Here is a 13067-nt window from a genome sequence, read left to right on the forward strand (position 1 = left end):
TGCAATTTTCCATGCCGCTTGGCGGCGTCGCTCCCTATAATCACAAACAAACAGGCAAGCGGGCTAAGAATGCAGGCACAATCCCACATCCTTGTCGTCGACGACGACCGCGAGATCAGGACGCTGCTCGGGCGCTATCTCGACGGGCAGGGATTTCGCGTGTCGGTGGCGGCGGACCGGCGCGAATGCGAGCAGAARCTCGGTTCAGGCCAGTTCGATCTCATCGTGCTCGACGTCATGCTGCCCGACGGCTCCGGTCTCGACATCTGCCGGAGCCTGCGGGACCGCAAGCCGCACATCCCCGTCATCCTGCTGACGGCGCTGAAGGAGGATGTCGACCGCATCATCGGGCTGGAGCTCGGCGCCGACGACTATCTTGGCAAGCCTTTCAATCCGCGCGAGCTCTCGGCTCGCATCCGGGCGGTGCTCAGGCGTTCGGCGCCGGACGAAGCCGCCCCGCCCAAGGTTCGCGTCTATCATTTCGCCGGCTACAGGCTTGAGCCGGATACACGCAAGGTGATGGATGCCGACGGCGCCCTGATCGACCTTACCGGCGCCGAGTTCGACCTGCTGCAGGTCTTTCTCGACCGGCCGGGCCGGCTCTTGTCGCGCGACCAGCTGCTCGACCTGACGCAGGGGCGCGAGCGCGAGCCGCTCGACCGGTCCGTCGACGTGCTGATGAGCCGACTGCGGCGGAAGTTCGCCGAAGCGGGCGAGGAAAACCTGTTCAAGACCGTGCGCAATGGCGGCTATCAACTGACCGCGCGCGTCGAGACGGCGGAGACCGGGGCATGACCTCGCTGCGCCGGCGGCTGATCATCCTTCTGGTCGTGTCGATCCTGGGCGTGGTCGGGCTCGCCACCTTYGTCGCGGTGAAGGTGCTCGGCGGGCCGTCGCCGGAACTGATCATGGGGCCGCTCGCCCACCAGATCCAGTATATGGTGCAATTGGTTCCCGGCCGCGCGCCGAAGACAAGCGATGCGCCCGTCATCGTGAAGGATCGCCCGGCCGACGGCTTCGAGGACCGCAAGCACACAAAGGTGCTGAATGAGATCCTGCACCACAACGGGCTGGATCTTTCGGCCGTGGTCAGCCGCAATGCCGGCAGGCCGGGAATGGTCGCTTCCGTCGAGCTGCCCGACCATCGCTGGATGATCGTCGACGTGCCCGATTTCGGTCCGCCGCGCGATGTCTGGCACGGGCTCGCAGGCTGGATGGTGCTGATCGTGCTAGGGGCCACCCCGGTGTCGATCTACTTCACCGGCGTGCTGGTGCGGCCGCTGGAAATGCTCGAAGCCGCCGTCAGCAAGATCGGATCGGACGGGGTGCTGGCGACCTTGCCGGAAAAAGGCTCGGCCGAGGTGAGGGCAACCGCCCATGCGCTCAACGAGCTGTCCGCAAGATTGAGGACGGCGATGGAAAGCCGCATGCGGCTGGTTGCCGCCGCCGGCCACGATCTGAGGACCCCGATGACCAGGATGCGGCTCCGGGCCGAGTTCCTCGAGGAGGATCGCGAGAAATGGCTGAGCGACCTCGACGAGCTCGACCGCATCGCCGACAGCRCCATCCGCCTGGTGCGCGAGGAGGTCAATCAGGACGCGGTCGAGCCGGTGGAACTGGACCGGCTGGTCCGCGATATCGAGGTCGAGATGGTCTCGCTCGGCCATGCGGTGACGATCGACCATCTCGATCATGTGTCGGTCAAAGCCGGCGCGCTTGGCTTGCGCCGGGCGCTGCGCAACCTGATCGTCAACGCCGCCACGCATGGCAAGAGCTGCACCGTCGCGCTTGCGAGGCGGGGCGGCCAGGCGGTCCTCACCATCGCCGACCGCGGCTCGGGCATTCCGCCGGACCTCCTGAACAAGGCCTTCGAGCCGTTCTTCCGGGTCGATCCGGCGCGCACGCAATTCATTCCGGGCGCGGGGCTGGGGCTTGCGATCGCCAAGGAGATCATCGAACGCTACGGCGGGACGATCACGCTGGAGAACAGGCCGGGAGGAGGGCTGATGCAGACGGTGGTGTTTGCAACAGCCTGACGTCGGACATTGTTCGTCCTCGGGCAATTCCAGGCCTTTGGCGCGGGCTTCAGCTGCTTTTCAAGGCTTCGCTCGCTGCATCGTGACCGCGCCACCGTTGCGGAGTGGCGTCGCCAGATGCGAATTTGGCGACAGGATGTTTGCGAGGATGCCACAATGCCCATGCGCAAGATTGCGTTTTGCGCGGCAGCGATGATCGTTGCCGCCACAAATTTCGCCGATGCGCGGCCCGACACACGCACAATGACCTGCGCTGAGACCCAGGCGCTGATTCAGAGCCGGCACGCGGTGGTGCTGACCACGGGGGCGAACACGTATGAGCGCTATGTCCGCCAGTTCGGCAATGAGTGCGATGCTCCCTATGTCCCGATGGTCGACTATGTCCCGACCCGTGACGGGCAGTGCATGGTCTATCGGTGCGAAGAGCCGGCGCCGATGGTTCCGGATTGATCGGGGGTCGCCGTTTCTCTCTGCTGGGTGGCCGCTGCCTTTTCTGATCGTCAACTCGCGCTGGCTCGATCAACGGCATGCCGTTCGGCACAGAGCGCGCCGCCTCTCACTTGACCTTCTTGATCTCCGGGCCGGTCGGCTGGTCGGTCGCCGGGGCCRGTGTGCAATCCTGCCCCTTGCACTCCAAAGCGGGGTCGTTCCTCGGCGGCAGGCAATTCTGTCCCTCGCAGTGAACGGGCGGCAGCTGTTGCGACGCGTCGCCTTTCGACTGGGCAGGCTGATCCTCGGCGAGGACTGGCTGCAGCCCGCCCAGGCCGGTCATCACCGCSCATAAGAGAGCTGTCCGAAGCAGGTTCATCCGCGCCTCCATGGCGAGGCAGAACTCTACACCGTCCGATTGCCGCCAACATGCGTCACCCGACAACGCCGTTAACGACGCGTTTCGGCCCGGGGAGCGCGAGGTGCCGGATTGCAGGTGTTCAGGGGAGACAGGTCTGGTACGCCCAAGGGGAATCGAACCCCTGTTACCGCCGTGAAAGGGCGGTGTCCTAACCGCTAGACGATGGGCGCGCTCAGACGAAGCGGCTTATAATTGCGTTGTTGCCAGCCGGCAACCCATCCGCCGCCACATGCGACAACTTTTTTCAAGGGCGGGAAAATCCGGCTTTTCAGCGAGGCAGAGCCTGCTTAGTGGACCTACTCCGCGTTGCAGCCTTGGAGATTGGCTGTAACGCTTCTCGCGGTCGTCATTCTATGGCGGAGCAAGGAGCGAAGCGACGCGCGCAGACCATAGAATCCATTCCGTTACCCAGAAGCGTTGCAGCGGTGAAAATTCTGCTCGGCTGCATTCTTTCGCCAAGGTCACGGAATGGATCCTCCGGTCTGCGCGTCCGCTTCGCTCCCGCTCCGCCCGTGGATGACGAAGTTCGGAGGGCCTCGGCCAATGTCCACTATGGCTTGTTCAGACRAATGTCAGCGTTGGCTTGGATCGGCTCTCAACCCGGCTATGCGCACCGGGCCAAGCCGAACGTATCAGCCGTCCTCGCCACCGCCGCTGCGGCGACGGCAGCGCCAGTTCCAGTCGCGCTCGGGGCCGACGTCGACATGGACGGATTCGGTGTGGCAGTAGGTGCCGACGCCGCCGCGGCCCGGCATCGTGCGGACGTAGTTCRCCAGCTCCCACTTCGACACGCCGGGCACCTGGATGTCGGCGGCGGCGCAGTACATGTGCAGCGAGTTCTTGGCGCCGTTGGCGCGGCGGTTGCGCGAGGGATCGCGGTAGCCGGAGGTAACGACCATCTTGCGGCCGAAATGACCCTCGATCGTCTTCAGCACCCGCACCAGCGAGGGCTTGAGGCAGGCGACGTCGACGCTTTCGTTCTGCTTCAGGAGACCGTTGGGCGCGAGTCTCGCCATGCCGGCGGCCGAGGCCACCTGGTAGGAACCGCCGCCTTCATCCTCGTTAAGGTCGACGTCGCTCTCGTCGTCGATACCGGACTTGCGCTTGATCTCGAACAGCGCGGTCTGGCGTACGCCCGGAAGGGCATCGGCACCGGTGATGTGATAGCTCGGGTCGTCCAGCGAGGCGAGCTGCACCGGTTTTGCGGCCGGCGTCGCGGAGGCCAGCTCAACGATCGGCTTGGCGGGAGCCGGCGCGGCGGTCGCGGTCTTGGCTTGGGCCGCGGTCTGGTCGCCGGAGCGCGCATTGTTGACCAGCGGCGCGGGCGCGGCCGAAGCCGGCGTGGTGCTGAACAGCGAGGCAAACAGGCTCTTCTTCGGCGCGGCGATCTGCGGCTGCGCCGGCTCGCCCGCGGTGACATAGACACCGTTGCTCATGGCCTGCGTGGTCGCCTGGGCCTTTGAGGCAATGGCGGCGGCATCGCCGGCGGCGACCTGCTGGGCAACGGTTTGCGTCTGCTCCGCCGTTTGCGCCTGCTGAACCAGCGGTTGCGGCGTGCGGCCGGCAATCGCGGCGGAGCCCGCCGGCACGGAAACCGCCGGGAAGGCGGCGGCTTGCGGCCGTGTCTCCGGCACATAGGCGACCTTCTCGGGCAAGGGCGTATCGCCCTCGCTCATCACGGTCGACCCGGCTTCGGCCGGCGCCGAAGCCTGCAGCGACGAATCGGCCGCGGTCGCGGTCTTGGCGCCGGATGTCGCGCTCATTTCGGTCGCGGTTGAATTGTAGGCGGGCGAAACGACCGACATGGTCGGGTCGCCGGTCGAGGTGCAGGAGGCCAGCAGCACGGAGAAAAGCGCTGCCGCGATGCTGCGACCTTCCCTTCGTGCAAGACGCCAACCTGCTGATTTCAAAATAAATTCCCCCTCGGTATCCGGTCGGTTCGTCATCGCCGCGCCACTCCAGCATCGCGCCGCGATAACCCTCCTGTTCCCAACCGGAAACGGGACATGTGTCGAATCTGCAAGCCTCGGAATTATTCTGCGTCGGAAGGTGATTTGAGGCCGTGAAACGATTGACGCCACCATTTCGCCCTGTTTTGGCGGCCCGTCAACTCACCAGACATTACAGTCCGTTACACACGCACCTTGACGTAGGTGCCCGGCGCATCCCCCAAGGTTTTCATACGCTTGCCGGGTTTGCGGGCGGGTACGCGGATGTTGTCCTGGTTCTCKATCCAGTGCTGCCAGTGCGTCCACCAGGAGCCTTGATGCTCGTGGGCGGCGGCAAGCCACGCGTTGAAGTCGCCCACCGGCTTGCCGCCGGTCCAGTACTGGTACTTCTTGGCGGCGGGCGGGTTGAYGACGCCGGCGATATGACCCGAACCCGCCATCACATATTCGACRTCGCCGCCGAAGAACCGCGATCCCAGGAACACCGAAAGCGCCGGCGCGATGTGGTCTTCCTTCGTGGCTAGGTTGTAGACGGGGATGGTGATGTCGGCCAGCGAGACGGTGCGGCCGRCAAGCTCCATCGTGCCGCGCGAGAGATTGTTTTCGAGATAGCAGTTGCGCAGGTAGAACGAGTGGTTGGCCGCCGCCATGCGCGTGGAGTCGGAATTCCAGTAGAGCAGGTCGAAGGGCAGAGGCTCCTTGCCGCGCATGTAATTGTTGACGACATAGGGCCAGATCAGATCGCCCGAGCGCAGCATGTTGAAGGCGGTCGCCATCTTGGTGCCTTCGAGATAGCCCTTTTCGCTCATCGAGCGCTCCACGGCGGCGACCTGGTCCTCGTCGACGAAGACCTTGAGGTCGCCGGCATAGGTGAAGTCGACCTGCGTCGTGAAGAAGGTGGCAGATTTGAWGCGGTGGTCGCCTTCCTGCGCCAGCAGCGCCAGCGCGGCAGCCAGGAGCGTGCCGCCGACGCAATAGCCGATGGCGTTGACCTCCTTTTCGCCGGTCGCCTTCTCCACCATGTCGAGGCCGAATTGCAGGCCTTCGCGGATATAGGCCTCCCAGCCCTTGGCGCCGTGGCGCTCGTCCGGATTGATCCAGGAGATGACGAAGACCGTGTGACCCTGCTCGATCGCCCAGCGGATGAAGGACTTTTGCGGGTTGAGGTCGAGGATGTAGAATTTGTTGATCCATGGCGGGCAGATCAGCAGCGGCCGCTTCAGCACCGTCTCCGTCACCGGATCATATTGTATGATCTCGGCGACATCGCTGCGGCCGATGACCTTGCCGGGCGTGGTGGCGATGTTCTTGCCGATTTCGAAGGGCGTGTAGTCGGCCTGGCGCAGCTTCAGGTCGCCGCGGCCGGCGGCGATGTCCTCGGCCAGCATCTTCATGCCGCGCACCAGGTTTTCGCCATTCGAGGCGACCGTTTCGCGGAACAGCTCTGGATTGGTCAGGATGAAGTTCGACGGCGCGATCGCGTTCGACACCTGCTTGACGTAGAAGCTCGCCTTGTGGCGGGTGTGCTCGTCCAGGCCCTCGGCGTGCTCCACGAGCTCGTTCGCCCAGCGCGAGGTGACGAGATAGGCCTGCTTGAGGAAATCGAAGAAGGCGTTGCGGCCCCATTCCGGATCCTGGAAGCGCTTGTCGCCGCGCTCAGGCTGAACCGCGTCCTGCGGCGCCTCGGCGTTGGGATTGACCTTCTGGATGGCGTTCGCCCAGACCGTCATATAGCCGGCGAAGAGCCGCGTCTGGGCTTCGAGCGCGCGTTGCGGATCGCCCAGCCAGTACTCCGAGAGTTTTGAGAAGGTCTTGACCATGTCGACCACCGGTTCGGCGACATGATCGCGCACCTCGCCCTTCTCGCGCGGTTCGGTCCAAGCGGACGCCGCCTTGCCGGCCTGCTCGATCATGCGGGCCATGTTCAGGGCGAAACGCTCGGGATCCTTCACCAGATATTGCTCGATGGCCGAAGGTCCGCCATTTTCCGCTTTGTCCGAATCGGGAGCTTTGGACATGGTTCGCGGGGTTCCTCCCGGAGCGTTTTCTTGACATATTACCATGGGACATCTGACCGGGTCCAATTCGCTGTAACCCGGCTGCCAGGAAAACAATATGACGATTAATGTTGGCGGGACWTTTTTTCTCAGGCCGGGTTCGATTTGCCGCACGGCCGCCGTGGCGGGGCTGCTCGGCGTGCTGCTGCCCGCCGGCGGCYGCACAAGCACCAGCCCGAACRATGCGGCGCCGACGGCCCTGACCGAAGGCCCAAAGGACACCGGCTCCTATCCAAATCTCAACATCCCGCCGCAGGTGGCCGCCAAGCAGTTCACCAAGGAGGAGACCGCGGCGAACCTCGCCCAGCTCAAGGCCGAGCAGCAGGCGCAGGCTGCCAAGGGCGGCAGCGTCAAGGCGCCGACGAATTCCGCGGCGCTCAAGACGCTTGCCAAGACGCATGGCGACGACACGCTGAAGCAGATCGAGGGCAAATGCGACCCGACCCTCGACCCTAACTGCAATTAGGTTTATATCGCGCGCCGAAAGCGCCCCTTCGATCGTCTGGAACTGAAATGGAAGAATTTCACAAGGTCCGCCGGCTTCCGCCTTACGTGTTCGAGCAGGTCAATCGGCTGAAGGCCAGCGCCCGTTCGCGCGGCGCCGACATCATCGACCTTGGCATGGGCAATCCGGACCTGCCGACGCCGAAGGCCATCGTCGACAAATTATGCGAAGTGGTGCGCGATCCGCGTACGCATCGCTATTCGTCCTCGCGCGGCATTCCAGGGCTGCGCCGCGCCCAGGCCAACTATTACCAGCGCCGCTTCGGCGTGAAGCTCAATCCAGACACGCAAGTTGTGGCGACGCTCGGCTCAAAGGAAGGCTTCGCCAACATGGCGCAGGCGATCACCGCGCCCGGCGATGWGGTCCTGTGCCCCAATCCCACCTATCCGATCCATGCCTTCGGCTTCATCATGTCGGGCGGCGTCATCCGCTCGCTGCAGGTCGAGCCCGATGACGGCTTCATCCCGGCGGTGGAACGCGGCATCCGCCACTCGATCCCGAAGCCGTTGGCGCTGATCCTCAATTATCCGTCGAACCCGACGGCGCTGGTCGCCTCGCTCGACTTCTACAAGGATGTGGTCGCCTTCGCGAAGAAGAACGACATCATCATCCTGTCGGATCTTGCCTATTCTGAGATCTATTTCGACGGCAATCCGCCGCCTTCGGTGCTGCAGGTGCCGGGCGCGATGGACGTCTGTGTCGAGTTCACCTCGATGTCGAAGACCTTCTCCATGCCTGGATGGCGCATGGGCTTCGCCGTCGGCAACGAGCGGTTGATCTCCGCGCTGACGCGGGTGAAGTCCTACCTGGACTATGGCGCCTTCACGCCGATCCAGGTGGCGGCGGCGCATGCGCTGAACGGCGACGGCGCCGACATCGAGGAAGTGCGCGAGGTCTACCATAAGCGGCGCGACGTGATGGTCGATTCCTTCAGCCGCGCCGGCTGGACCATTCCCGCGCCCGCCGCCTCGATGTTCGCCTGGGCGCCCATCCCCGAGCAGTTTCGCCATCTCGGCTCGCTCGAATTCTCCAAGCTGCTCATCGAGCATGCGGATGTCGCGGTGGCGCCGGGCATCGGCTTTGGCGAACATGGCGACGACTATGTGCRCGTGGCCCTGGTCGAGAACGAGCACCGGATCCGCCAGGCGGCGCGCAACATCAAGAAATTCCTCGCGACCACCGCCAAGCAGCCCAACAATGTGGTGCCGCTCGCCGCGCGCCGCTGAATTTGCCGGACATTTGTTGAATTGAGGGGCGTCGCCGGACATGGCTGAAGCGTTGCGTGTTGGAATTGCCGGCCTCGGCACGGTTGGCGCCTCCGTGGCGCGCGTGCTGCGCGACAAGGCGACCGAGCTCACCCGGCAGTGCGGCCGCGACATCGTCGTGACGGCTGTTTCGGCGCGTGATCCGAAGCGCGACCGCGGCGTCGATCTGAGCGCGGCGAAATGGTTCGACGACCCGGTCAAGCTGGCCGAGAAGGCCGATATCGATGTCTTTGTCGAGCTGATCGGCGGCGATGAAGGCCCGGCGCGAACCTCGGTGAAGGCGGCGCTCGAGGCGGGCCGCCATGTCGTGACCGCCAACAAGGCGCTGCTTGCCAAGCATGGCGTGGCGCTTGCCGAGATCRCCGAGAAGAAGGGCGTGCTGCTCAACTACGAGGCGGCGGTCGCCGGCGGCATCCCGGTCATCAAGACGATGCGCGAGGCGATGGCCGGCAACGCGGTAACCCGTGTCTTCGGCATCCTCAACGGCACCTGCAACTACATCCTGACGCGCATGGAGGCCGAGGGCATTTCCTTCGACGCCTGCCTGAAGGACGCGCAGCGGCTGGGCTACGCCGAGGCCGACCCGACCTTCGATATCGAAGGCCACGATACGGCGCACAAATTGTCGATCCTGACCAGCCTTRCCTTCGGCACCAGGATCGCCGCCGGCGACATCTATATGGAAGGCATCTCCAACATCACCCAGGCCGACATCCGCGCGGCGGCCGATCTCGGCTACCGCATCAAGCTGCTCGGCGTCGCCCAGCGCACCGACAGCGGCATCGAGCAGCGCGTGCACCCGACCATGGTGCCGACGGCGTCGGTCATCGCCCAGGTGCATGGCGTCACCAACGCGGTGGCGATCGAGACCGATATCCTGGGCGAGCTTCTGCTTTCCGGCCCCGGCGCCGGCGGCAACGCCACGGCGTCGGCGGTGATCGGCGATATCGCCGATATCGCCAAGAGCCGGCCCGGGTTCCAGCACGCGCCGGTGTTCGGCTGGCCGGCGAAGGAGCTGAAACCCTACAAGAAGGCGCGGATGYGCAGCCATGCCGGCGGCTATTTCATCCGGCTGACCGTGCATGACCGCACCGGCGTCTTCGCTGCCATCGCCAAGCGCATGGCCGACAACGACATCTCGCTGGAGTCGATCGTCCAGCAGGCGGCCAGCGCGGAAAGCCAGGCGCAGAAGACGGTGATCCTCGTCACGCATGAGACGACGGAAGCTGYGGTGCGCAAGGCCGTCGAAGGCATCACCAAGGACGGTCACCTGACCGACAAGCCGCAGGTGATCCGCATCGAACGGGCGGAATAAACCAGGTCCGATTCCGTCTTCAATCGATTGATTTTGCTGTCATTTCGAAAAATGGCGAGCCAAGTCTTGCCGTTGTCATGGAGCTTTGCCAGAAGAAGCCCGCCTCTGGCGGGAGGCGGAGCAATTCCGGCGCTCAACCGTTCTGGGATCGCTCGACGCAAACAGACAACGAGGAATGCGTAATCCATGAATATCGCCCAGAACATTGCCGCTGGTCTCGACCGGATCCTTACGATGGAAGTCGTGCGCGTGACCGAACGGGCCGCCGTCGCGGCCGCCAGGCTGCGCGGGCGCGGTGACGAGAAGGCCGCCGACCAGGTGGCGGTCGACGCCATGCGCCAGGAGCTCAACCGGCTGGCCATCAAGGGCACGGTGGTGATCGGCGAGGGCGAGCGCGACGAGGCGCCGATGCTCTATATCGGCGAGGAGGTCGGCACCGGCAAAGGTCCGGCCGTCGACATCGCGCTCGATCCGCTCGAGGGCACGACGATCTGCGCCAAAAACCTTCCCAACGCGCTTGCCGTCATCGCGATCGCGGAAAAGGGCAGCCTGCTGTTTGCGCCCGACGTCTATATGGACAAGATCGCCATCGGTCCCGGCTATCCGGAAGACCTGATCGACATCGACGCCTCGCCGGCGGAAAACCTCGCCAATCTGGCCAAGGCCAAGGGCGTGGCGGTTTCCGACATCACAGCCTGCATCCTCGATCGGCCGCGTCACGCCAAGCTGATCGACGCCGTGCGCGCCACGGGCGCCGCGATCCGGCTGATCGGCGACGGCGATGTCGCCGGCGTCATCCACACCACCGATCCGGACGAGACCGGCATCGACATCTATCTCGGCACCGGCGGCGCGCCGGAAGGCGTGCTGGCGGCGGCAGCGCTGCGCTGCACCGGCGGGCAGATGCAGGGCCGGCTGATCCTCGACACGCCGGAAAAGGTGGCGCGAGCCGAGAAGATGGGCATTTCCGACCCGAAGCGGGTCTACCGCGCCCAGGACATGGCGCGCGGCGACGTGCTGTTCGCGGCGACCGGCGTCACCGACGGCAATCTGCTCGACGGGGTGAAGTTCGGCCGCACCTTCATCACCACGCATACCATCGTGCTGCGCTCGTCCTCGCGCACGGTGCGCGAGATCAAGGCGCGTCACCAGGACCTGGACAAGTTCTGATCTTTCCGCTTGAGCGTCGCATCCGGGGAAACCCATCCACACCTTTCCCCGGCTTGCCCGCTTGCCCGCAATTGCTCCAGACGTCGCATGTTGATATCTGCGCAAGTATGATGTGCAGACGGCGCGTCGCATGACGGGCGAGAAACGGTTCTTCCTCGATGTCAGGCAGTCGGCGACGGGTGTTTCCTGGGAACACCGGCTGACCGAGCGGCAGGATATGGCCGCCTTGGCCATCGCGCAGGGCCATGGCGTGCCGGACATCGTGGCGCGGGTGCTTGCCGGGCGCGGCGTCAGCGTCGAACAAACCGGGCGCTTCCTCGATCCGACCATCCGCGAGCTTTTGCCGAACCCGGCATCGCTGACCGACATGGAGAAAGCGGCGGCGCGGCTGGCGGACGCGATCGTCGCCAGCGAAAAAGTGGCGATCTTCGGCGACTATGACGTCGATGGCGCCGCGTCGTCGGCGCTCCTGAAACGCTTTCTCACGCATCTTTCCGTACCGTCCGAAATCTATATCCCGGACCGCATCTTCGAAGGCTATGGGCCCAACCCGGAAGCGATGCGGGAGCTGATCTCGCGCGGCGCGAAGCTGATCGTCACCGTCGATTGCGGCACCAACAGCGCGACCTCGATCGAGGCGGCGAGGGAAGCCGGCGCCGACGTCGTKGTGCTCGACCATCACCAGGTCGGCGGCCCGCTGCCGCCAGCGGCGGCCGTGGTCAATCCCAATCGCGAGGACGACCTGTCGGGGCAGGGGCATCTGTGCGCCGCCGGCGTCGTTTTCTTATGCCTGGTGCAGACGRCCAAAGTGCTGCGCGAGCGGCTGCCGAACGCCGCGCCGGTCGACCTGCTCTCGCTGCTCGATCTGGTGGCGTTGGCGACGGTCTGCGACGTGGTGCCGCTCACCGGCGTCAACCGCGCCTTCGTCGTCAAGGGACTGCAGGTATTGCGCCAGCAGAAGAATGAGGGGCTGGCGGCGCTGGCGCGGGTCTCGCGCATCGGCGAGCCGATCAACACCTTTCACTTGTCCTTCCTGATCGGGCCGCGCATCAATGCCGGTGGCCGCATCGGCGATGCCGCGCTCGGCAGCCGGCTTTTGGCCACCGACGATCCCGTCGAGGCGGCAAGYATCGCCGAGACGCTCGACCGGCTGAACCAGGAACGGCAGCAGATGGAACAGGAGATGCTGGCGCAGGCGCGCGCCGAGGCCGATGCGGAGCTTGCCGGCGGCAATGGTCCCGCGGTCATCGTCACGGCCAGCAACAGCTGGCATCCGGGCATCGTCGGGCTGATCGCCTCGCGGCTCAAGGACTATGCGCGCCGGCCGGCCTTTGCCATCGCCTTCAATTCGACCGGCGTCGGCACGGGCTCCGGCCGTTCGGTGACCGGCTTCGATCTCGGCCGGCTGGTGCGCGAGGCGGCGGCTGCCGGGCTGATCGTCAAGGGCGGCGGCCACGCGATGGCCGCGGGCATTACCGTCGAGCGTCCCAAGCTTGGCGAGTTGCGCGCCTTCTTCGAGGAGCGCGCCGCGGCCGACGTGTTCCGGTTGCAGAACGAGGAAAGCCTGGCGATCGACGGCGCTCTGGCCGCCGAGGGCGCCACGATCGCGCTGCTCGACGCGCTTGAGAAAGCCGGGCCGTTCGGCGCCGGGCATATCGCGCCGGTGTTCGTGCTGCCGCGCCACCGGCTGGCCGATGCGCGCGCGATCGGCACCAACCACATTCGCGTGGACCTGCAGTCGCAAAGCGGCGGCAACATCCAGGCGATCGCCTTTCGTGCCGTCGATACCGCGCTCGGCGAGTTCCTGTTCAAAAACAGGGGCAGGACCGTGCATGTCGCCGGTTCGCTGTCGGGCAATTACTGGAACGGCAATCGCACGGTGCAGTTTCGCATCAGCGATGCGGCACTCGCCTAGCAATA

General features: G+C 65.1%; 11 protein-coding genes and 1 tRNA gene. 8 read left to right on the forward strand and 4 right to left on the reverse strand.

The window, feature by feature from the left end:
• Positions 1-69 precede the first annotated feature (69 nt).
• The 3 genes from LCM4576_RS10365 to LCM4576_RS10375 all read left to right on the forward strand — a co-directional run bounded on the left by LCM4576_RS10365 (position 70) and on the right by LCM4576_RS10375 (position 2486).
• Positions 70-795, forward strand: coding sequence for a response regulator (locus LCM4576_RS10365; protein WP_071032013.1), 726 nt, complete (start codon positions 70-72; stop codon positions 793-795).
• Positions 792-2036: an ATP-binding protein gene (locus tag LCM4576_RS10370; protein WP_071032014.1), complete on the forward strand. Its 1245-nt coding sequence runs from the start codon at positions 792-794 to the stop codon at positions 2034-2036. Before LCM4576_RS10365 ends, LCM4576_RS10370 begins: the two co-directional genes overlap by 4 nt.
• Before the next feature lie 156 nt (positions 2037-2192).
• A complete protein-coding gene (locus LCM4576_RS10375; RefSeq protein ID WP_041008120.1) occupies positions 2193-2486 on the forward strand; it encodes a hypothetical protein in 294 nt (97 codons plus the stop codon).
• A gap of 106 nt (positions 2487-2592) precedes the next feature.
• On the opposite strand, the gene LCM4576_RS10380 is transcribed toward LCM4576_RS10375, so the two are convergent.
• The 4 genes from LCM4576_RS10380 to phaC all read right to left on the reverse strand — a co-directional run bounded on the left by LCM4576_RS10380 (position 2593) and on the right by phaC (position 6853).
• The gene (locus tag LCM4576_RS10380; protein WP_131803235.1) at positions 2593-2844 is read right to left on the reverse strand and encodes a hypothetical protein; all 252 of its coding nucleotides are present in this window, start codon (positions 2842-2844) and stop codon (positions 2593-2595) included.
• A gap of 137 nt (positions 2845-2981) precedes the next feature.
• Positions 2982-3056 (reverse strand) — tRNA-Glu (locus tag LCM4576_RS10385).
• A 462-nt stretch (positions 3057-3518) separates the two neighbouring features.
• Positions 3519-4691, reverse strand: a complete 1173-nt coding sequence (locus LCM4576_RS10390; protein WP_071032079.1) for a YcbK family protein — start codon at positions 4689-4691, stop codon at positions 3519-3521.
• A 326-nt stretch (positions 4692-5017) separates the two neighbouring features.
• Complete coding sequence (gene phaC / locus LCM4576_RS10395) at positions 5018-6853, reverse strand: class I poly(R)-hydroxyalkanoic acid synthase (protein ID WP_071032016.1); 1836 nt, start codon at positions 6851-6853, stop codon at positions 5018-5020.
• Between the two features lie 97 nt (positions 6854-6950).
• Between phaC and LCM4576_RS10400 the strand changes: the two genes are divergently transcribed.
• The 5 genes from LCM4576_RS10400 (at position 6951) to recJ (ending at position 13062) form a co-directional block, all read left to right on the forward strand.
• Positions 6951-7358: a hypothetical protein gene (locus tag LCM4576_RS10400; protein WP_071032017.1), complete on the forward strand. Its 408-nt coding sequence runs from the start codon at positions 6951-6953 to the stop codon at positions 7356-7358.
• 47 nt (positions 7359-7405) lie between these two features.
• Positions 7406-8623 carry an LL-diaminopimelate aminotransferase gene (locus LCM4576_RS10405; protein WP_071032018.1) on the forward strand — a complete coding sequence of 406 codons (1218 nt, stop codon included), beginning with the start codon at positions 7406-7408 and terminating at the stop codon, positions 8621-8623.
• A gap of 40 nt (positions 8624-8663) precedes the next feature.
• Positions 8664-9977, forward strand: coding sequence for a homoserine dehydrogenase (locus tag LCM4576_RS10410; protein WP_071032019.1), 1314 nt, complete (start codon positions 8664-8666; stop codon positions 9975-9977).
• A gap of 186 nt (positions 9978-10163) precedes the next feature.
• The gene (gene glpX / locus LCM4576_RS10415; RefSeq protein WP_040981577.1) at positions 10164-11147 is read left to right on the forward strand and encodes a class II fructose-bisphosphatase; all 984 of its coding nucleotides are present in this window, start codon (positions 10164-10166) and stop codon (positions 11145-11147) included.
• A 130-nt stretch (positions 11148-11277) separates the two neighbouring features.
• Positions 11278-13062: a single-stranded-DNA-specific exonuclease RecJ gene (gene recJ, locus LCM4576_RS10420; protein ID WP_071032020.1), complete on the forward strand. Its 1785-nt coding sequence runs from the start codon at positions 11278-11280 to the stop codon at positions 13060-13062.
• The last annotated feature ends 5 nt before the right edge of the window (positions 13063-13067 follow it).

Source organism: Mesorhizobium sp. LCM 4576, assembly GCF_001854815.1.
In the GTDB taxonomy this organism is placed as follows: domain Bacteria; phylum Pseudomonadota; class Alphaproteobacteria; order Rhizobiales; family Rhizobiaceae; genus Mesorhizobium; species Mesorhizobium plurifarium.